The sequence below is a fragment of the Bacillus sp. AFS015802 genome (genome assembly GCF_002561455.1).
Taxonomy (GTDB): domain Bacteria; phylum Bacillota; class Bacilli; order Bacillales; family Bacillaceae_B; genus Rossellomorea.
Genome location: NZ_NTUP01000066.1, coordinates 547303 through 567356, shown reverse-complemented (window position 1 = coordinate 567356; position 20054 = coordinate 547303). Strand labels below are relative to the sequence as shown.

Sequence of the window (20054 nt, the reverse complement as noted above, 5' to 3'; positions counted from 1 at the left end):
TTCAAGGTTCAATGTGTAAGCGCTTCGTTTAAGCGACTTTTTTATCTTATCAAGTTGCGTCGTTATTGTCAACAACTTTATAAGCTTTTTTTAAGTCGCCACTGACCGCTCGTTGCCGTCGTTCAGCAGCGACATTTATTAATATAACAAGGTTATAGAGTGAAGTCAACGAAAAATTAATATTTTACTATAATTATTTTGCAGCTCGGTAATATCGATGATAAATCCCTTGTCCCTTGGTTTCTATATCTACAATTTCAACAAGCCCTTTATCCGTCAAATATTCAATGAGCATGCTTAAATCTACCGAGTAGTGTCTGGCTTCTGAATGATTAAGAAGATCCTGGAACGTCCAGTGTTCTTTTTGACCGAGGATGTCTAATAGATGCTCGGTCGAAACCTTGGTTCTTGAGTGGATGAGAAACTCGCTTGCTAAAAATAGCAGTTCAAGACGTTTATCAATCTCCTCATCACTTGTGACGAGTTCTTCATAGAGTTTATAAATCTCGGGCTCTATTTGCTTAACCTGGTTCCATACGGTCACCTCCGGGTGGAAACCATTTTCGATAACCGCAAGTCTAGCTAAATGATGCAATGAATGAACAATATGATTGTAGGCATCTAAATAATGTTTGCTTTCAAAGAATTCTTTCCCATCCATGTAACGGCGAATCAATTTTGCGAATTCCATGCCCATCTTGATCTTTCTTCCATAGAAAGGGAAATCTCTTAACTCTGTCTTAAGATTATGGATGAACTCATTCCGGTCAAACAGGACTTTCCCATTGAACAGCCAATCGATCACTTTACGGTTGGATCCGAGTAAAATCCACTCGTTCAGTTTCGCTTCTGTCACGATATGTAACGCGGCCTTTTGTTCCTTATAAGAATAGTGTTTGATGAACACCGGTTCTTCCGCTTCCTTCACAACCAGGAAAAGGACGATATCAAAGGTATCGGTCAACGGGCTTGATTTTTTGCTTTGTTCTATAAGAAGCGCTCCTAAAGTATTGGGGTGACTTGTACGCTCTTGGTATATCGGTCGTAAAATGTCTTCCATTTCATACTCCTCCACATCACTCATTGGTTGGTTACTATTTCGACATTCAAAGAGGATTTCCTTCTCTGAATAAAGTCATTTTTCGACAAATCGGTTTCGTATCCCTCTTATTACAACAAATATGGTATAGTATTTTTTTAGGAGGGACAATCATATGGCTAAGAAATATTCAAGTAAAATCAATAAAATCCGTACGTTTGCCTTAAGTTTGGTTTTCATTGGATTTATCATTATGTACGTCGGTATATATTTTAGAGAACATCCATGGGTCATGACAATATTTATGCTGCTGGGTTTTCTGGGAATCATCGGAAGTACGGTTGTCTACTTCTGGATCGGCATGCTGTCCACGAAGGCCGTGCAGGTGACATGCCCCAATTGCGGAAAGGTCACCAAGGTCCTTGGGCGTGTGGACATGTGCATGTATTGTAATGAGCCCCTCACCCTTGACAAGAACCTTGAAGGTGAAGAGTTCGATGAGGACTATAATAAAAAGAAAAGATAAAGCTGCATGAGAAAAGACCTTCAACGGAAGGTCTTTTTTTAAGGCAAAAAATAAAAGAATGGTCCTGATTCAGAACCATTCTTAGCTAATGTGTTTCTTTAACCGAGCAATCAGAGCAAGTTCCGTAGATTTCCATGCGATGGTTGTTCACTTTGAACCCTGTCACATGGGAAGCCAGCTGTTCCACTTCATCGAGCCCTGGGTAGTGAAAGTCAACGATTTTTCCGCAGCCATCGCAGATGACATGGTAATGATCGGTTGTCACAAAGTCAAAACGACTTGAAGCATCGCCGTAAGTCAACTCTTTTACTAACCCTACTTCACGGAATACGCGTAAATTATTATAAACGGTCGCCACACTCATGTTAGGGAATTTCCCTTCGAGTGCTTTGTATATATCATCGGCAGTTGGATGGGCCATTGAATCTATGAGATACTCTAATATCGCATGACGTTGAGGAGTGATACGGACTCCCGTTTCCTTCAATGTCGAAATCGCTTCTTTTAATTGTCCTTCTTCAGACATCGTCATGCACCTCTTTTCATAAGAATTATTATTTTATAATCTTTATAAATAGTGTACTAATCAACGGTCCCTTTTGTCAATCTTTCTCCTTCTCACTCGTGGAGGTTTTTCTCCTGTTCCCCCAGCTGCTGATTGATGTAACGGCCTGCTACGAACAGGTAGTCGGAAAGCCGGTTCAAATAAGACAGGACCAGCGGATTAATGTCTTCTTCAATTCCTACAGCCTCTCTTTCAGCTCTCCTGACGATCGTCCTTGCAGTGTGAAGGGCGGCACCGGCCGGCTGACCACCCGGAAGAATGAAATTGCTGAGTGGGGTGAGGGAACCGTCCAGAAAATCGATTTGGTCTTCCAATTCTTTAATATGTGTCTCATCCAGCTTCCATTTCACTTCTTTCCCTTCAGGTGTGGCGAGTTCGGCACCGACATGAAAGAGTATGGTTTGCACTTTATGAAAGAACTCTTCAAATTGCTCTTTTCCATCAAAGTATTCGGATTTGATATAACTTAGACCGAGACCGATCATTGAATTCGCTTCATCACATGTTCCGTAGGCCTCTACCCGTTGATCTTTTTTGGATACGCGGGTTCCATATACCAGGGAGGTGGTTCCCTTGTCTCCCGATTTCGTATAAATCTTCATGTTTAATATCCCCTCTCTGTATCAATCACGTTAATAAAGTTTTCCCTGTTATTACTATATGTAGATAAATTCTTTTTAAAGATGTCTAATGCTCTAGGCATATATTTTTTGGTGATACTTGAAAGGTGTGGTGTCACCGTGATGCCTTCAGTCTTCCAAAAAGGGTGATGACCAGCTAACGGTTCCTCTTCGAATACATCCAAATACATCCGGCTGATCAGCTTCTTTTCCATCACTTCAAGAATGACGGACTCCTCCATGAGATCCCCGCGGCCCATATTGATGAAAACGGCCGTATCCTTCATCTTTTTAAAGTCATCCACTTTCATGATGTACGCAGTATGCTCCGTGCTCGGCAAAACGGATACGATGTAATCGAACCCGGCCAGCTGTTCCCTGAAGGTTTCCAGGGTGAACATTCTGTCAAAATGTTCCGCCGGCGATCCTGTGGAGTTCACACCGCTGACATTCATATGAAACGCTTTTGCCAGACGGGCGATTTCCCCTCCGATAGCACCGGCTCCGATAACGAGAAGAGACGCTCCATGAAGCTCGGAGGTAGGCAGTCTTCTACTCCATACGGCGTCCTTCTCCTGCTCCCAAACCGCCTGAAGCTGTTTCGCATGCTGAAGCATCAATCCGATCGAAAATTCCGCCATGGGGATCTTATGGATACCCCTTGCATTGGTTACGAGGATTCCCCTTCGTTTGATCGCATCAAAAGGCATTTTCTCCAATCCCGCTGACGTCACCATGATCCATTTACAACTTTCACTCATCCTAATGTGATCGTCCGTTAAATCTTCCCCCATTGTAACGATCACTTCTGCGTAAGGCAGATCCTTTTCTGCTTCCTTGATTTTTTTATAAAAAAGAAACTCGTTCTCAGGGAAGCTGTTCTCAATATCTGAGACGAATTCTTCCTTAGGACGAAATGTAAAGATGATTTTCATGTCGCTTCCTCCCATTCCCTGTTGCCCATTATTTTACCATATAGAGGCGCGATCGCCCTAGTTAAAGCATACTTTGAGCATAAAAAAAGAGGATCGACATGGTCGATCCTTCTACACGGATGAGACTGACTTATTTGAGGAGGTTGCCCTACTCTTACTATATGTCCTTACACGTCTTGTGAATGGACAAAAGCCTCAAACATATTAAAATAGGCTTGAAAATAGGCTTAGGAAAGGTTGTCTTCAATGTACTGAAGAGCTTCCTCTACATGTCCCTTCACTTTCACCTTTCTCCATTCCTTAACCAGGTTTCCTTCTTTATCGATGATGAAAGTCGAACGTTCGATGCCCATATATTCTTTTCCGAAGTTTTTCTTCAGTTTCCACACGTCATATTCCTCCGCTGCCTTGTGATCTTCATCAACCAGAAGAAGAAATGGCAGCCCATGTTTGTCTATAAACTTTTCATGTTTTTCTACGGGATCAGGACTCACACCCAGGATGACGGCATCAAGATCTTCAAAGTTCTCATGCTGATCCCTGAAATCGCACGCTTCCGTCGTACAGCCAGGCGTCATGTCCTTCGGATAAAAATAAAGGACCACGTTTTTCCCCCGGTAATCGGAAAGCTTCACCTTTTCTCCGTTACTTGCCAATAATTCAAATTCAGGTGCTTTTTGACCAACTGTCATTTGTCTTCCCCTCCAATTGGATATCGTTCTGACATTAGCGTACCCAATAGAAGAAAAAAACTCAAACCATACGCTACTTGTTTTCGTAGTTCAAAAAGGATTTCACCACAAAGGCTGCCGGTATCGTATACCCAAGCCATGACTCTATAAGGGCGATCCCCCTTCCGATCCCGACCGGAGTCACATCCCCATATCCTACTGAAAAAAGGGTGATGCCGCTGAAATACATGGTTGTAAAAAAATGATCGAGAAAATCACCAGTAATGGGAGCTCCCCCCTCAACCAGAATCGGGACCCCCTCAAGTTCGAGCAGCGTGAACATCAGTCCGAAACCGACCATAATCGTGATGTAGCTCATACCCAAAAAGAGAAAGTGATGAAGGGAAACATGATGTTCTTTCCACCTCGAAGGATAAAATAATGCACGCAGGCTCATGATCATGCAGAACAGAATGAAAAACCCAATGATATAAAGCATATACATACCCTCTTTTTTCTGCTTGTCTTAGTATATGTACGCTTACCATCAGGAAATCATTCTAGTTACCTGCGCCTCTGTACCGTTTCACGCCTTCATTCCATAGAACGATGGAGAAAATGAAAAATCCGATTCCAACAAATGGTGTGAGGAACGAATACGGGTACCATTCCGTCTTTTCCAGGAAAAAGGCAGATGGATACACTCCCACGAACGCAAAGGGAAGGATCCACGTCAACACAAACCGGATGACACTATTATAAATATCAACCGGGTATCTTCCATAGTTCCCGATATTGTACATCATCGGCATGATGGACGTTTTCGCATCAGACCAGAATGCAATGCTTGCGAGGGCAATGAAGATCCCCGCATAAACCAGTGCCCCACCGAAAACAAAGACGATGAAAAGGATCGGTTCATACCACTCAAATGTAATATCAAGCCTGCCACCCGCGTAAAACATAACGGCCATCCCGGTGAGGACACCAAAAAGGGACTCTAACTCCATCCGCTCCAAAATCACTTGAAACAAACTATGGATAGGTCTTGTCAGGATCCGGTCGAATTCCCCCTTCACCACATACCGGTCGTTAAAATCCCAGATATTGAAGAAGGAACTGAACAGAGCAAACGGAACCAGGAAAAATCCATAAATGAAAATGATTTCATCCCTCGTCCACCCGCTCAATAACTGGGTGTGTCCGAATACAACGAGGATAAATACAAGATTAACAGCTTGAAATAGCAAATCAGACAGAATCTCGACGATCAGGTCGGCTCGATATTGCAGCCGTATCTTCATATATTGGGCGACGTATTGAAAGAACATCTTCACATAAAACATCGGTCACCCTCCTTGAATGATCATTTGTTTTTTTGCCATGACCCACAGCACTTTGATCGGTATGAGAAGAATCAACGACCAAAGGCCCTGCATCAGAATCGCATGGAACGACTCCGAAGTCGTAAAACCATTCGTGAAAATCATGCTCGGGACATAACTGATACTTTGAAACGGCAAGTACTCCATCACATTCTGCGCCCACAGGGGGAAAAAGTGAATCGGCAGAAGCAGTCCCGAGAATAAATCGATTACCACTCGCTTGGCCCGGATCAGACCGTCATTATTAAATAAGAAAAAGGTCGTGATACCTGTCAGCAAATTGATTTGTGTATTGATAATAAAACTGAAAAGGATCGAAATTGCAAATAAGCCGATCGTGTCAAAACCTGTACCGATTTGAAGCGGAAAAATCAGGCTCACGATGATCATCCCCGGGAAGGAGAAAAAGACCAATCGGAAGATCCCCTCACCAAGTCCCTGCATTGTTTTCATTCCGAGATAGTTATAGGGCCTGATGAATTCAACGGCCACTTTCCCCTCTTTGATTTCCTGCGCAATTTCGCGATCAATATTATTGAAGTAAAAGGCCCTTGCCATCCATGATACGGCTACATATGTCGTCATCTGGATGATTGATAATCCTTCGATATCCTGTTTGCCCCCGTAAATGGCCTGCCATAAGAAATAGTAAGCCCCGATATTGATACTGTAGATTAAGATCCCGCTATAATAATTCGTCCGATAGGCGAGCATCATCAGAAATCGGATACGGATCATTTCGATATACTTAGCCATGATACCCACCCCAACACAAGAGCAGGCGTGGAGTCACTTTTATTCCACCACTCATCTTGTCACAGCCCCTTTTTCATAGATGTTTCGGATGATCTCTTCAGTGGTCGTCTCTTCTATCTTCATGTCCTTCACTTTGAAGTTCGCCACAACGTCGGTGATGAGCTGTGAGATGACTTCTTCATCGGCTTCCGTTACGGCAGAATAAGATTGCTTCTTCTCGTCAAAGGACCATGAAATGCTGTGATTCTTAGTCAGGTCGGATAAAGCGGACAGTGATACTTCATCCAGGAATTGAAAGACGACTTCTTTCTGATCTCCCCAGTTTTCTTTCAAGCGACTCAGTTCACCATCATAAATGATTTTCCCTTCATCCAGCATGACGACCCGTTCACATAAGGCTTCGATATCCGATAAATCATGGGTCGTAAGTAAAATGGTTGTATTGTACTTCTCATTGATTTCCTTTAAAAATTGACGGATCTTCAATTTCACCAGGACATCCAATCCGATTGTTGGTTCATCCAGGAATAATAAAGGCGGGTTATGAACAAGCGCGGCGGCCAGCTCACATCTCATTCTCTGCCCAAGAGACAGCTTGCGCACCGGTTTGTCCAAAAGCGGCGCAATATCCAGTGTCTCAATCACGTGATCCATATGCTCCTTATATTGTTGATCAGGTACTTTGTACACCTTTTTCAAAAGCTGAAAAGATTCCTGTACGGCAATATCCCACCAGAGTTGTGAGCGTTGTCCAAACACAACGCCGATCGTCTGAACGAATTTTTCCCGGTCGCGATGGGGGTTCATTCCATTGACGGTCAGTTCTCCCCCTGTCGGAGTCAGGATGCCCGTCAGCATTTTGATGGTAGTGGACTTTCCGGCCCCATTCTCACCGATGTATCCAACCATCTCCCCCTGTTCCACTTTGAATGAAATATCATTCACCGCAGGAACGACTTTATAATTACGCGTAAACAAATCCCTGAAGGCACCCTTCAGCCCCGAACGACTGGAAAAAGCCTTGAATTCCTTACGCAAATGATTCACTTCAATCGCATTCATCTTGCGTCCTCCTAGATTTTCTTGAAATAGGTTTCTCTTTCACAAACAAACTATAGTGTACCACAGAGAGCACGGTCCCTTTGAACAGTCTGCTTGAAAAGTAGTGTGCCCATTGATTCCCTATTTGCTAAAGTTTAAAAGTCCGTACTACAATAGAGAGGTAGTGCATAGAAAAATATACTTTTACCGGGAGGAAAACATGAAATTCACTGAATCAGAAACTTTACATACAGAAGCACTGGAACATATAGTCGGAGGCGTGAACAGCCCATCGCGTTCCTATAAAGCAGTGGGAGGCGGCTCCCCAGTTGCCATGGAAAGAGGAAAAGGCGCATATTTCTGGGATGTGGACGGAAACAAATACATCGACTATCTGGCAGCATACGGCCCGATCATAACGGGACATGCTCACCCGCATATCACCGAAGCGATTACCAGGGCTGCAGCAAACGGGGTCCTGTACGGAACGCCTACGGGTCATGAAGTGAAATTTGCGAAAATGATCAAAGAAGCTATGCCTTACATGGACAAAGTCCGCTTCGTCAATTCAGGTACAGAAGCCGTGATGACGACGATCCGTGTGGCGAGGGCCTATACCGGGAAAGACAAAGTCATTAAATTTGCAGGCTGCTACCATGGACACTCGGATCTGGTGCTGGTTGCAGCCGGTTCCGGACCGTCCACCCTCGGAACGCCGGATTCTGCGGGTGTTCCAAAAAGCATCGCGCAGGAAGTCATCACCGTTCCGTTCAATGACATTGAACCATTTAAGGAAGCGATGGAGAAATGGGGTGACCAAATCGCGGCGGTCCTTGTAGAACCGATCGTCGGAAACTTCGGGATCGTGGAACCGAAGGAAGGGTTCCTCCAGCAGGTGAACGACATCGCCCATGCCTCTAATTCCCTTGTGATTTATGATGAAGTCATCACAGCGTTCCGCTTTACTTACGGCGGCGCACAGGACATGTTAAAAGTGAAGCCGGACTTGACAGCCCTTGGGAAAATCATCGGCGGCGGCCTGCCGATCGGTGCTTACGGCGGGAAAAAAGAAATCATGGAACAGGTCGCCCCTTTAGGACCTGCTTACCAGGCAGGAACGATGGCCGGTAATCCTGCTTCCATCCTATCAGGAATTGCCTGTCTTGAAGTTTTAAGAGAAGAAGGCGTATACGAGAAGTTGAATCAACTTGGGGAGATGCTTGAAAAAGGGATTTTAGCAGCGGCAGAAAAACATAATACGCCGATTTCCATTAATAGATTAAAGGGCGCCCTGACTCTCTACTTCACTACTGAAAAAGTGGAGAACTACGAACAGGCTGAAGCGACAGACGGAGACATGTTTGCAAAGTTCTTTAAGCTTATGCTTCATCAAGGAATCAATCTTGCACCATCTAAATATGAAGCATGGTTCTTGACGACAGCTCATACAGAAGAAGATATCAAGGTTACCTTGGAAGCCGTCGATCAGGCATTTGCACAATTATAATAGAAGAGGAAAAAACGGATAAGACTGTTTCGCCAGGTTACATGACCTGGTGAGGCAGTTTTTTTTGACGATCAGAATAATTCGTTTCCACCTCACATAACTATGGATGTTGCAGTGAAACTGGTGTTTACACCCCCTCTGAAACAGGTACATATTTTTGTAGAAACTTATTTGAATTTCCCTATTGATATTACTTGTAAGTACATGTATAGTACAGTATTGTTTATTAAAAAGTAACACAAGAAAGGATTCTAATTCCATGAAACTTGGTGCTCGCATCCTCAAAACGGGAATTGCGATTGTATTGGCTCTACTTGTATCCCAGCTGCTCGGCATTCCTTCCCCGGTGTTCGCGGGAATTGCGGCGGTATTTGCCGTCCAGCCCACCATTTACCGTTCTTATCTATCCATTATCGAACAAATCCAAGCGAACCTGATCGGAGCCGGAATTGCCGTTTTATTTGTCCTATTATTCGGCAGCAATCCACTGATAGTCGGCCTGGCAGCTGTGATTGCCATTGCCATCATTCTTAAATTAAAGCTGCAGAACACAATCGGTCTTGCACTGGTTACCATGATTGCCATCATGGAAGTGACAGATCAGGATTTTATCCAATTTGCTTTCATTCGTTTCTCGACCATCATGATCGGGGTCTTCTCATCGTTTCTCGTCAACCTGGTGTTCCTGCCTCCGAAATATGAAACTAAGCTTTTTCATAAAGTATCGGACTCAACCGAAGAGATCCTGAAATGGATCAGGTTAAGCTCGAGGCACGCTACGGAATTCCATCTTTTGAAAAAGGACCTGGAGCGCATCAAGGAAAAACTTATAAAGGTCGACCAACTGTATCTTCTGTATAAAGAGGAACGGGATTATTTCAAGAAGAATTCGATTGTCAAAAGCCGCAAGCTTGTGATTTTCAGACAAATGATTTCTTCAACCAATCGGAGCTTCGAAATACTGAAGCGCCTTAATCGATATGAAAACGAAATCTTTCAATTGCCCGACGAATTACGGGGCGTCATTAAAAACCAACTTGACTGCTTACTTACCTATCATGAACAGCTGCTATTGAAGTTCCTTGGCAAAATGCATCCACATGCGGAATCAGAAGCACAGCAGGATGTATGCCTGCATCGTAAAGAGCTGATGAATATCATGCTTGAGGAAGTCAAGCATCATTCGAAGGACGACAACATCCATAACTTCCATCTGCTTCATATCTTCTCTGCCATTTTTGAATACGATGAGCATTTGGAACATCTAGAAAAGCTTATTACAAGCTTCCAATCGTATCATAAAGATGAAAATGAAGTGATGATTGCCGAAGAAGAAGAATAAATAACAAAAACGGAGCAAAGATAGGATCCTTTGCTCCGTTTTTTGTTTAGTTTTTCATTTTAGGGTCAAGGGCATCCCGAAGCCCGTCCCCCATCAGGTTGAATCCTAATACAGTCAGCATGATGGCAAGTCCCGGGAAGATCATCGTCCACGGGGCCTGAAGCATATACTGTCTCGCATCAGACAGCATTTTCCCCCATTCAGGTTCAGGAGCCTGGGCTCCTAGACCAAGGAAACCGAGGGCTGCTGCTTCAATGATGGCAGTCGCGATGGCCAGTGTTCCCTGCACAATGATGGGAGCCATACTATTTGGCAGCACATGACTGAATAGAATCCGGAAATCGCTCATCCCGATGGCTTTGGCTGCCATTACGTACTCCTCTTGCTTCACACTCAACACCCTTGATCGAATGAGTCGCCCGAAATTTGGGATATTGATGATGGCAATGGCTATCAATGCGTTTCTTAGTGAAGGCCCAAGAGCAGCTACGACGGCAATCGCTAACAGGATGCTTGGGAATGCAAGCATGATATCAAAGATACGGGAAATGATGGTATCGACCCATCTGCCGTAATAACCCGCAACGATTCCAAGTAAACTACCAATTACAGAAGACCCGATAACGGCGAAGAACCCGACCCATAGAGAAATACGGGCGCCATGGATGATTCTTGATAAGATATCCCGGCCAAAGTCATCCGTCCCTAACCAATGCTCTGAAGATGGTGCCTGAAGCCTCTTTGAAAGGTCCTGCTCATTGATTCCCTGTGGTGCGATGAGGGGTGCTGCAATCGCCAGGATGATAAAGAATAGGACGATACAAAATCCGACGAGTGCTATCTTATTCTTGGTGAAGCTTTTCCATGCTTCCTTCCAGGGAGAGACCGTCTCTTCCTCCAGAGAAGGATGAAGCTCCTTTTGCGGTTCTGCTAATTCTGCCATGAGAGATCACCTCTTTCTTCTATTGATGTTAGTTGTATTTAATGCGGGGATCGACAGCCGCATAGAGTAAGTCGACGATTAGATTGATCGTGACAAAGATCATGGCAACGACCAGGATTCCAGATTGCACGACAGGATAATCCCTATAACCGATCGCCTCATAAATATATCTTCCGATCCCTGGCCAGCCAAAGATGGTTTCCGTCAGGATCGCTCCCCCAAGGAGAAGGCCCATCTGCAACCCGATGACTGTCAGGACGGGTATGATGGCATTTTTCAACGAATGTTTATACACGACCCAGAACATTTTTAAGCCCTTTGCACGTGCAGTACGGATATAATCAGATCGCATGACTTCCAGCATACTTGAACGAGTCATACGGGCTATGATCGCCATCGGGATCGTTGCCAAGGCAATTCCCGGTAGGATGATGTGTTTCAACACGTCACCAAGCTGGTCGAACCGCCCTTGCATGATCGTATCAAGAATATAGAAGTTGGTAATGGAATCAACGGGGTTTCGTATATTCTCCCTACCTGTTGTAGGCAGGATGTCCAGCTGAATGCCGAATGTCCATTGTTCCATTAATCCCAGCCAGAAAATAGGCACGGAAACACCGATAAGGGCAAGAATCATGGCCGTATAATCGAACCATGAGTTTTGGAACCACGCACTGATGATACCGGCATTGACCCCGATGACGACTGCAATGATGATTGCCACGATCGCAAGCTCAGCCGTAGCCGCCAAATATGGCCAGATTTCAGATGAAACTTCTGTCTTTGTCCGCAGGGAACTGCCTAAATCCCCTGTCAATAATCCTTTAAGATAATCAATGTACTGGATATACCAGGCATTATCGAGACCGAGCTGATCTCTTAACGCAGCCACGGCTTCTTTCGTAGCCTGCTGCCCTAAAATGACTTGAGCGGGATCTCCCGGAATCGCACGGATGATGGAAAAGACGATAAGAGTCATCCCCAGTAAAACAGGAATGAGTTGCAGTAATCGACGAATGGTGTATTGGAACATTAAGTTCACCTCTCTGTGTGGAGATTCTGATATAGATAGAATAGTAAAATTGCATAATTGGCATTACTCATTTGTTTGTCGGGACTGAACAGTTGGCTCCGCTTTTCTATGTACAAAGGGGAGAAATCTGCGATGTCTCCCCTTTGGTTTGTTGCTTATTACTCCATGTCCACTGCGCCTAACCAGTCGGAACCGGTTGGATGTGGCTTGAAGTTTTTAAGAGCTGCACTTCCTGCAAGTAGTGGTGTAGAGTGAGCAAGTGGTACCCACGGAGCATCCTCATGGATGATTTCCTGGGCTTTCTTGTACAGCTCTTCACGTTTTGCAGGATCTACTTCTGTTTGAGCATCAATTAAGAGTTTGTGAACTTCATCGTTTTTGTAGTAAGAGTAGTTATTGCTTCCGATATTATCTTCGTCAAGAAGGACATAAAGGAAGTTATCAGCGTCTCCATTATCACCTGTCCAACCAAGTAGGAATGCGTCAGCTTCCCCGTTTTTCGCTTTTTCCAGGTACGTCGCCCACTCGTAAGATACGATTTTGGCTTTTACTCCTACTTCAGCTAGATCTGCTTGGATCGCTTCCGCTACCTTTTGGCCGTCCGGCATATATGGACGAGGAACTGGCATAGCCCATAGTTCCATTTCAAAACCATCTTTATGACCTGCTTCAGCAAGTAGTTCTTTCGCTTTTTCAGGGTTGTACTCATAAGCCTCGATATCGTCATTGTATCCGGCGATTACTGGAGGCATCGGGTTTTTGGCCATTTCAGCTTTCCCTTCGAAGAAAGCATCAATGATCTCCTGCTTGTTGATTGCATAATTGATTGCCTGACGTACTTTAGGGTCATCGAAAGGCTTACGAGTAGATGTTAAACCTAAGTATCCAACGTTCATAGATGGACGTTCGAATAATTGCAGGTTGTCATCACCCTCGACTTTGCTTGCATCACTCGGATTGATACCATCAGCAAGATCGATTTCACCGGAAATCAGTGCATTCAGACGGGCTGAGTTTTCAGGAATCGATTTGAATACGACTTGATCTAATTTTGGTAGATCTTTGTTCCAGTAGTCTTCGTTTTTCTCAAGGACGATTTTGTCATTTCGCTTCCACTCGACAAATTTGAAAGGACCAGTCCCTGAATCTGTTGGTGTTTCAGCAAGCTTGTCACCTAGTTCATCAATTGCTTTCGGACTTACGATTGCGAAAGGACTCATGGCAACATTCTTTAAGAATGGAGCTTTAACACAAATTCAACCGTCATATCATCAGTAGCTTTCACTTCTTTGATCACATGACCTTCATCGGCTTTGAAACCGCCGAACATGGAACCGTAGTAAGGGAATTGATCTGCATTCCCGTTCATCCAGCGCTCAAAGTTCTTCACAACGGCATCTGCATTGAAATCAGTGCCATCCTGGAATTTCACTCCGTCTCGCAGCATGAATGTGTACGTTAAACCATCATCGGATACCTTCCATTCTTCTGCTAATCCCGGGTTCACTTCCGTATCCTGCTCTCCGAACTTTACAAGTGTTTCGAAGATGTTCTTCGTTACTTTAAATGATTCACCATCCGTTACTGTTCCTGGATCAAGCCCTACAGAGTCTCCCCCGCGGCCAAAGATCAGTACTTTAGGATCTCCATTATCTCCGCTGTTGCCGCCTTCACCTGAAGATTTCTCATCTCCTCCACATCCGTAAAGCGCGGATGATACGAGCAGGATGAGCAGCATTAAAATTGACCAGCTTTTTTTCCTCAACTAAATCCCCTCCTGAATGTTGTTTATATACTTATGAGGCTTGCCAGCCTAGTAAAGGTGACAAGCTACATAATGCCCTGGTTGGTGTTCCTTGAATTCCGGCACTTTCTGTTTACAAATCTCTGTTGCGTGCGGACATCTGGTATGGAATGTACAGCCGCTCGGCGGATTCGAGGGACTCGGGATATCACCCTGCAAGAGGATGGTTTCCCTCTCAAAATCCGGATCCGGTACAGGCACCGCTGAGAGTAGAGCCTGTGTGTATGGGTGCAGCGGCTTTTCATAGAGATTTTCACTATCGCTCAGCTCAACCATCTTCCCTAAATACATCACACCGACCCGGTCACTAATATGTCTGACTACACCAAGATCATGCGCGATGAAGATATAGGTGAGCCCGAACTCTTTTTGTAGATCCTGCATCAGATTCAATACCTGTGACTGAATGGATACGTCAAGGGCCGATACGGGCTCGTCTGCAATGATCAGCTTCGGCTTCGTCATGAGCGCCCTTGCAATCCCGATCCTTTGCCTTTGTCCACCACTGAATTGATGTGGATAGCGTTTGGCGTGATAACTGCTCAGGCCGACGATATTGAGGAGTTCATGCACCCTCTCTTTTCTTTCCTTGGCAGAGCCCATTCCATGAACCTTGAGGGGTTCTTCAAGAATCTTTTCCACCGTATGTCTTGGATTCAAGGATGCAAAGGGATCCTGGAAGACCATCTGCATTTCCCTGCGTATCTTCCTCATTTCCGAGTTTGATAGACTCGTAAGCTCACGGTCCTCGAATGTAACCTTCCCCTCGGATGGATCAATGAGTCTCATGAGCATCCTGCCCGTCGTGGACTTCCCGCATCCACTCTCCCCTACTATTCCCAGGGTTTCTCCTTTATTCACGGTAAACGATACCCCGTCCACCGCTTTTACAGAGCTGACAGGTCGTCCGAGGATTCCCCCTGTAATCGGGAAATGCTTCTTAAGATTCTCAACCTTTAGCAACGGTTCCGTCATAAACTCCCTCCTCCACTTCATCGAACAGGAAGCATCGTGTGCAATGTCCTTGTGATGTTTCATATAATTCCGGTGTTTCGACTAAACAGCGATCAAATGCTGAATCACAGCGGGCTGCAAAGCGGCACCCAATCTTAATGGATCCCGGTTTCGGAACATTCCCCTGGATCGAATGCAGCCGCTGCTGCTTGATACGCATATCGGGTACGGACTTTATCAGGCCTTTCGTGTATGGATGCTGAGGGTCCTTAAAGATTTCTTCTACGGTTCCCTCTTCCACCACTTTACCTGAGTACATCACGACCACCCGTTCACATGTTTCAGCGACAACCCCTAAATCATGGGTGATCAGGAGTACGGCTGTGTTCAGTTCTTTATTCAAACGCTTCATCAACTTTAAAATCTGAGCCTGGATCGTTACGTCCAGTGCCGTCGTCGGCTCGTCTGCAATCAGTACGCGGGGATCACACACCATCGCCATGGCGATCATGACCCTTTGTCTCATCCCGCCGGATAATTGATGAGGATATTCCTTGATCAATTCTTCCGCTCTCGGCAAACCGACCATCTTCATGATTTCAACAGCTTTATCCCTTGCTTGTTTCTTTCCGACTTTCGTATGTATGCGTATTGCTTCGATTAATTGATCTCCTATGGTAAAAACAGGGTTTAACGATGTCATCGGTTCCTGGAAGATCATCGCTATATCATTACCCCGGATGTCTCTCATCCGCTTTTCAGATGCCTGTGTCAGGTCTTCCTCTTTATAAAGGATCTTTCCACCTACTATTTTCCCGGGGGGTTTTGGTACGAGACCCATGATAGATAGGGATGTGACGCTTTTTCCGCATCCACTTTCCCCTACGATCCCCAGCACCTCCCCTTCATTCACATGAAAACTGACTCCATCGACTGCAGGAACTTCTCCATCATCCGTAAAAAAGGAGGTCCTCAAATCTTCCACTTTCAGTAAAGGACGTTGTTCGCTCATTCAAATCCTCCTCTTTAAAACTATCTCTCTTTTCATAATAGTGATTATTTTCTAAATTTTATATGCTTCTTATTATACAAGATGTTACAAATGTTGCAATCTATTTTCAGAATTTTTCTACATAAAGTCGATATTCCCATATCAATTCAATATATGTCCAATTAACCTTTTCATTCCTTCCATATAAAGTTATTTAGTCCTACTATGTTCATGAAACACCTGAAATTAGTTTCATATATTTTTTTGACATACAAAAAAAGTCATGACATTTATCACAGTAATCGTGATATGTCATGACATTCGATATTATTGATCAAGCTGTTGAACCTGGAAGAGTTTGTGGTAGTGGCCTTGTCTCGCCATCAGCTCATCATGTCTTCCCATTTCAACCACTTCTCCGTGCTCCATGTGAATGATGCGATCAGCATGAGTGATCGTTGACAGACGATGGGCCACGATGAAGGTTGTCCGGTCTTTTGCCAGGATTTCAAGGGATTCCTGGATGAGGTGCTCACTTTCTAAATCAAGGGCAGATGTCGCCTCATCCAAAATGAGGATCGGCGGATTCTTCAGGAATACCCTCGCAATCGCCACCCTTTGCTTCTGACCTCCCGATAGCTTGACGCCGCGTTCCCCAACACGGGTATCATAGCCTTGAGGCAATTTCATAATGAAATCATGCGCATTCGCAGCCTTCGCTGCTTCAATCACCTCTTCATCCGTCGCCTCGGGATTACCGAACTTAATATTCATCTTGACTGATTCACTAAAGAGAATATTGTCCTGCAGCACCATCCCGATATTGTCACGTAAAGATCTGACCTGAAATCTCCTGATGTCCGTGCCGTCTAACAGGATTTCACCTTCCGTTACATCATAGAAGCGCGGGATCAGGCTGACGAAGGATGATTTCCCTCCGCCGCTCATCCCGACTAATGCAACGGTTTCTCCCGTTTGAATATCCAGGTTAAGGTTGCGAAGTACTCTCTCCTCATCTGATTCATAGCGGAAAGAGACATTTTTGAACTGGATATCCCCGCGAACATTTTTACATGGAATCGCTCCCGGTTCATCATCGATATCGTACTTTTCGTCCATGAATTCAAAGACACGGTCCATGGAAGCAATCGATTGAGTGAGTGTCGTGGATGAGTTCACCAGGCGTCTTAGGGGACCATAGAGACGGTCGATGTATGCGATAAAGGCGGCCATTGTACCAATCGTCAAGTCTCCATTAATGACCTGCAGCCCTGCATACCCGATGATGATCAAGGGTGAAATATCGGTGATCGTATTGACGACCGCGAAGGCTTTTGCATTCCAGCTGGTCTGCATTAAAGCTTTCGTTAAGAAATTATTATTCTGCTCCTGAAATTGTTTTTGTTCATAATCTTCAACAGCAAAGCTCTTGATGACAGCCATCCCCTGGACCCGTTCATGCAAATGACTTTGAACTTCCGCCAGTGCCTGGGAACGGTCCCTCGTCAAGCCTCTCAGCCTGCCGAAGAAATAACGGACGGAGAAAGCGTAGAATGGAAAAGCAATGAGTGACACAAGCGTCAGGGATACATCCATCGTGAACATGATGGACAGGGCGATCACAATCGTGGCCGCGTCCAGCCAAAGATTCATCAGACCTGTTATCACGAAATTCTTCGTCTGCTCCACGTCATTGATGACCCTCGAAATGACTTCTCCTGCCCTTGTATTCGAATAGTACTTAAAGCTGAGTCGCTGAATATGAGAGAATAGATAATCCCTCAAGTCAAAAAGGATCTTGTTGCCCGTCCACTGTGCAAAGTACTGCCTGTAATATTCCACCGGCGGTCTTACGAGCACGAACAGGACAAGCATGATCCCCATGATCATGAGCAGCTGACTTGTCTTCTCATCAGCCGTTAATCCTTTAGCCCCCACTATATCATCGATGACATATTTAATTAATATGGGGATCAACAAGGGAATCGTAAATTTAATGATACCTATGATTAATGTACCTATGATTTGCCACTTATAAGGTTTGACAAACTGAAGGTACCGTTTGATACTATCCAAGTGATTACTCCTTTCTAAGATATGCCTGTTTAGTTTGCCCCAATAAAAAGGGGTGACCCAGTATGGAACGCAGCATTGTCCCCCCTCAAGTCAAACAATGGAAATGAGGAGGTTGCTCCTTACTGGGTCAGCCCTTTGATACCTATACAATTTTCAAAACCCTGTTACCCCCTGTGGGTCAAGTAACGCTCGTACCAGATATCAATAAAGTCCGGGGCGAATGGCCCTTTCCGTTGCCGTATCCAGCGAACAAGCTTGTCGACATTCCGCTTGAGGATGTGATCGATCACATCCGGGTAACCGTATAGTTTCCGATGAGCTTCATATTCGTCTTCATCGAGTAGCGTATATGTCATGTCAGGAAACACTTTTATATCCAAGTCGTAATCGATATACTTGATCGCCTCATGATCATATACAAATGGTGAACTTAAATTACAATAATAATAAATACCGTCCTCACGAATCATACAAATAATGTTAAACCATAGCTCCGAATGAAAATAGCAAATGGCCGGTTCTCGGGTCATCCACGTCCTTCCGTCTGACTCCGTCACCATCGTCCGGTCATTTCCACCGATGATCTGATTCGTCGTCCCTTTCAGGACCGTCGTCTCATTCCATATGCGGTGAATGTTTCCATCATGCTTAAAGCTATGTATTTGTACAGATTTTCCTTCAGTGGGAACCGCCATCGTATCCCCTTCTTTCATTTCAAAATTACCCTTATATATGCTTGTCTATTTTATCATTATAACGTTTCCTCAGAAAATTTAAAACAAAAGGGCTATTCTTAAAGAAAATATCCTTTAAGAACAGCCCGATCCGGTTAAAAAATGAGGGTTATATTGAATATGTTCAGCTTCCACGATTGAGACATAGAGGTAACTTGTGAATGCCCTTTACGTGGTGACGCTACTTTGTTCCTTCTGATAAGAAAGGATCACTTCATCTGTCTGTCTTTCGAAAACTTGTTGAATCTCCCTGAGCTCCTTCTTCTTTGAAAGGATTTCCTTTTGAAGTGATTCAACCTTTGTCATTTCCTGAAGCTTCATCAATTCTTCCTCTAACTCCTGACAACGTTCTATCTCAGACTGAAGATATAACAACTTATCCATCGTCTCTAACTGCTCTGTGACCAACTCATTAAAACGCTGATGCATCACTTCAACCCACTCCTCTACACAAGCTCTCCTAACACATTCTCCCTTCTGTGCCCAAACCCTTTGACTACTTATGTCACAATCCCGAAAGTTTTGTCGAGGTGGTGAATCATGTGGGAGCAGGAGGACAGGTTCTATCTATTCCATTATATGTAAAAAGACGCAATAACCTTTCAGAATGACGCAATTAATAGAAAAACGACGCAATAAATTTTAAAATGACGCAAATATCAAAGAAATGACGCAATCCTCTCTCTTCCCCTTCTTTCAAAAAGACTATTCCCCCAACCATCCAAGCTTTTTCACCACTAAAATTCCCACCCAAGACCTCATTTCTCAATCCAATAGTCCATGATCCGGTCATATCCTCCCTAAAGGGGGCAAAAATGCGAAAAAGCACCCAATCAAATGGGTGCTTTTCCCTGTCAAAAACAATTCAATTATTGTTGTTGACCGTATTTACCAGAAGCTTTCGCTTTGTTAGCTTCTGCTTGTTGGTTTTGTTGCTTCACGTGTTGTGCAGCAGTTGTTTCTGAAGCGAACTCAGTTCCGTATTGTTGCTGAGCTCCTGCAGATTGAGCGTTTTGTTGTTTCACGTGTTGAACGCTTGTACCAGATTGAGTTTTGTTTGGTTGTTTTGCCATTGTAATCACCTCCACGCTTATTAAGATAACCAAGCGTGGATTTCACTATTCGATAATTT

General features: G+C 44.4%; 21 protein-coding genes and 1 pseudogene. 3 read left to right on the top strand and 19 right to left on the bottom strand.

The genetic code is table 11. The features are described from left to right. Window positions 1-193: 193 nt before the first annotated feature. Window positions 194-1060, bottom strand: a complete 867-nt coding sequence (locus CN378_RS20210) for a nucleotidyltransferase-like protein (RefSeq protein ID WP_098354268.1) — start codon at window positions 1058-1060, stop codon at window positions 194-196. A gap of 154 nt (window positions 1061-1214) precedes the next feature. On the opposite strand from CN378_RS20210, the gene CN378_RS20205 reads away from it, so the two are divergent. Continuing rightward, window positions 1215-1565 carry a YgzB family protein gene (locus CN378_RS20205; protein ID WP_098354267.1) on the top strand — a complete coding sequence of 117 codons (351 nt, stop codon included), beginning with the start codon at window positions 1215-1217 and terminating at the stop codon, window positions 1563-1565. A gap of 85 nt (window positions 1566-1650) precedes the next feature. Here the strand turns inward: CN378_RS20205 and perR are convergent, their stop codons facing one another. The 8 genes from perR to CN378_RS20165 form a co-directional block, all read right to left on the bottom strand. Then, window positions 1651-2091, bottom strand: coding sequence for a peroxide-responsive transcriptional repressor PerR (perR, locus tag CN378_RS20200; protein WP_371928721.1), 441 nt, complete (start codon window positions 2089-2091; stop codon window positions 1651-1653). A gap of 92 nt (window positions 2092-2183) precedes the next feature. Further along, on the bottom strand, window positions 2184-2732 hold the full coding sequence (locus CN378_RS20195; protein WP_098354266.1) for a cob(I)yrinic acid a,c-diamide adenosyltransferase: 549 nt from the start codon (window positions 2730-2732) through the stop codon (window positions 2184-2186). Window positions 2733-2734: 2 nt separating this feature from the next. Continuing rightward, window positions 2735-3685 carry a D-2-hydroxyacid dehydrogenase gene (locus CN378_RS20190; RefSeq protein WP_098354265.1) on the bottom strand — a complete coding sequence of 317 codons (951 nt, stop codon included), beginning with the start codon at window positions 3683-3685 and terminating at the stop codon, window positions 2735-2737. A gap of 227 nt (window positions 3686-3912) precedes the next feature. Then, the gene (gene bcp, locus CN378_RS20185) at window positions 3913-4377 is read right to left on the bottom strand and encodes a thioredoxin-dependent thiol peroxidase (protein ID WP_098354264.1); all 465 of its coding nucleotides are present in this window, start codon (window positions 4375-4377) and stop codon (window positions 3913-3915) included. Window positions 4378-4450: 73 nt separating this feature from the next. Next, entirely contained in the window at window positions 4451-4855 is a 405-nt protein-coding gene (locus tag CN378_RS20180; protein ID WP_098354263.1) for an ion channel, read from the bottom strand. Between the two features lie 61 nt (window positions 4856-4916). Further along, entirely contained in the window at window positions 4917-5702 is a 786-nt protein-coding gene (locus CN378_RS20175; protein ID WP_098354262.1) for an ABC transporter permease, read from the bottom strand. 3 nt (window positions 5703-5705) lie between these two features. Then, entirely contained in the window at window positions 5706-6497 is a 792-nt protein-coding gene (locus CN378_RS20170; protein ID WP_098354261.1) for an ABC transporter permease, read from the bottom strand. Between the two features lie 51 nt (window positions 6498-6548). Further along, complete coding sequence (locus CN378_RS20165; RefSeq protein WP_098354260.1) at window positions 6549-7559, bottom strand: ABC transporter ATP-binding protein; 1011 nt, start codon at window positions 7557-7559, stop codon at window positions 6549-6551. Window positions 7560-7758: 199 nt separating this feature from the next. On the opposite strand from CN378_RS20165, the gene CN378_RS20160 reads away from it, so the two are divergent. Continuing rightward, a complete protein-coding gene (locus tag CN378_RS20160) occupies window positions 7759-9045 on the top strand; it encodes a glutamate-1-semialdehyde 2,1-aminomutase (RefSeq protein WP_098354259.1) in 1287 nt (428 codons plus the stop codon). 259 nt (window positions 9046-9304) lie between these two features. Then, the gene (locus CN378_RS20155) at window positions 9305-10387 is read left to right on the top strand and encodes an FUSC family protein (RefSeq protein ID WP_098354258.1); all 1083 of its coding nucleotides are present in this window, start codon (window positions 9305-9307) and stop codon (window positions 10385-10387) included. A 46-nt stretch (window positions 10388-10433) separates the two neighbouring features. On the opposite strand, the gene nikC is transcribed toward CN378_RS20155, so the two are convergent. The 10 genes and pseudogenes from nikC to CN378_RS20110 all read right to left on the bottom strand — a co-directional run bounded on the left by nikC (window position 10434) and on the right by CN378_RS20110 (window position 19995). Next, a complete protein-coding gene (nikC, locus tag CN378_RS20150) occupies window positions 10434-11330 on the bottom strand; it encodes a nickel transporter permease (RefSeq protein WP_098354257.1) in 897 nt (298 codons plus the stop codon). 28 nt (window positions 11331-11358) lie between these two features. Next, window positions 11359-12363, bottom strand: coding sequence for an ABC transporter permease (locus CN378_RS20145; protein ID WP_098354256.1), 1005 nt, complete (start codon window positions 12361-12363; stop codon window positions 11359-11361). Window positions 12364-12521: 158 nt separating this feature from the next. Further along, window positions 12522-14101, bottom strand: a pseudogene (locus tag CN378_RS20140) (ABC transporter substrate-binding protein). Between the two features lie 75 nt (window positions 14102-14176). Then, window positions 14177-15142 carry an ABC transporter ATP-binding protein gene (locus CN378_RS20135; protein ID WP_098354255.1) on the bottom strand — a complete coding sequence of 322 codons (966 nt, stop codon included), beginning with the start codon at window positions 15140-15142 and terminating at the stop codon, window positions 14177-14179. Beyond that, window positions 15117-16133 carry an ABC transporter ATP-binding protein gene (locus CN378_RS20130; protein WP_098354254.1) on the bottom strand — a complete coding sequence of 339 codons (1017 nt, stop codon included), beginning with the start codon at window positions 16131-16133 and terminating at the stop codon, window positions 15117-15119. Before CN378_RS20130 ends, CN378_RS20135 begins: the two co-directional genes overlap by 26 nt. 306 nt (window positions 16134-16439) lie before the next feature. After that, complete coding sequence (locus CN378_RS20125; RefSeq protein ID WP_098354253.1) at window positions 16440-18188, bottom strand: ABC transporter ATP-binding protein; 1749 nt, start codon at window positions 18186-18188, stop codon at window positions 16440-16442. A gap of 164 nt (window positions 18189-18352) precedes the next feature. After that, window positions 18353-18883 (bottom strand): nucleoside tri-diphosphate phosphatase, encoded by a 531-nt coding sequence (gene ntdP / locus CN378_RS20120; RefSeq protein WP_034762875.1) that lies wholly within the window; start codon window positions 18881-18883, stop codon window positions 18353-18355. Window positions 18884-19090: 207 nt separating this feature from the next. Further along, entirely contained in the window at window positions 19091-19351 is a 261-nt protein-coding gene (locus CN378_RS20115) for a YgaB family protein (RefSeq protein ID WP_098354252.1), read from the bottom strand. Between the two features lie 187 nt (window positions 19352-19538). Beyond that, on the bottom strand, window positions 19539-19715 hold the full coding sequence (locus CN378_RS22770) for a hypothetical protein (RefSeq protein WP_179884999.1): 177 nt from the start codon (window positions 19713-19715) through the stop codon (window positions 19539-19541). Window positions 19716-19791: 76 nt separating this feature from the next. Further along, a complete protein-coding gene (locus CN378_RS20110) occupies window positions 19792-19995 on the bottom strand; it encodes a gamma-type small acid-soluble spore protein (protein ID WP_098354251.1) in 204 nt (67 codons plus the stop codon). Window positions 19996-20054 lie beyond the last annotated feature (59 nt).

Coding starts and splice junctions, on each gene's coding strand:
- CN378_RS20210 (WP_098354268.1), bottom strand. CDS start 1,060: ATGGAAGACATTTTACGACCGATATACCAAGAGCGTACAAGTCACCCC.
- CN378_RS20205 (WP_098354267.1), top strand. CDS start 1,215: ATGGCTAAGAAATATTCAAGTAAAATCAATAAAATCCGTACGTTTGCC.
- perR (WP_371928721.1), bottom strand. CDS start 2,091: ATGTCTGAAGAAGGACAATTAAAAGAAGCGATTTCGACATTGAAGGAA.
- CN378_RS20195 (WP_098354266.1), bottom strand. CDS start 2,732: ATGAAGATTTATACGAAATCGGGAGACAAGGGAACCACCTCCCTGGTA.
- CN378_RS20190 (WP_098354265.1), bottom strand. CDS start 3,685: ATGAAAATCATCTTTACATTTCGTCCTAAGGAAGAATTCGTCTCAGAT.
- bcp (WP_098354264.1), bottom strand. CDS start 4,377: ATGACAGTTGGTCAAAAAGCACCTGAATTTGAATTATTGGCAAGTAAC.
- CN378_RS20180 (WP_098354263.1), bottom strand. CDS start 4,855: ATGCTTTATATCATTGGGTTTTTCATTCTGTTCTGCATGATCATGAGC.
- CN378_RS20175 (WP_098354262.1), bottom strand. CDS start 5,702: ATGTTTTATGTGAAGATGTTCTTTCAATACGTCGCCCAATATATGAAG.
- CN378_RS20170 (WP_098354261.1), bottom strand. CDS start 6,497: ATGGCTAAGTATATCGAAATGATCCGTATCCGATTTCTGATGATGCTC.
- CN378_RS20165 (WP_098354260.1), bottom strand. CDS start 7,559: ATGAATGCGATTGAAGTGAATCATTTGCGTAAGGAATTCAAGGCTTTT.
- CN378_RS20160 (WP_098354259.1), top strand. CDS start 7,759: ATGAAATTCACTGAATCAGAAACTTTACATACAGAAGCACTGGAACAT.
- CN378_RS20155 (WP_098354258.1), top strand. CDS start 9,305: ATGAAACTTGGTGCTCGCATCCTCAAAACGGGAATTGCGATTGTATTG.
- nikC (WP_098354257.1), bottom strand. CDS start 11,330: ATGGCAGAATTAGCAGAACCGCAAAAGGAGCTTCATCCTTCTCTGGAG.
- CN378_RS20145 (WP_098354256.1), bottom strand. CDS start 12,363: ATGTTCCAATACACCATTCGTCGATTACTGCAACTCATTCCTGTTTTA.
- CN378_RS20135 (WP_098354255.1), bottom strand. CDS start 15,142: ATGACGGAACCGTTGCTAAAGGTTGAGAATCTTAAGAAGCATTTCCCG.
- CN378_RS20130 (WP_098354254.1), bottom strand. CDS start 16,133: ATGAGCGAACAACGTCCTTTACTGAAAGTGGAAGATTTGAGGACCTCC.
- ntdP (WP_034762875.1), bottom strand. CDS start 18,883: ATGGCGGTTCCCACTGAAGGAAAATCTGTACAAATACATAGCTTTAAG.
- CN378_RS20115 (WP_098354252.1), bottom strand. CDS start 19,351: ATGCATCAGCGTTTTAATGAGTTGGTCACAGAGCAGTTAGAGACGATG.
- CN378_RS22770 (WP_179884999.1), bottom strand. CDS start 19,715: ATGACCGGATCATGGACTATTGGATTGAGAAATGAGGTCTTGGGTGGG.
- CN378_RS20110 (WP_098354251.1), bottom strand. CDS start 19,995: ATGGCAAAACAACCAAACAAAACTCAATCTGGTACAAGCGTTCAACAC.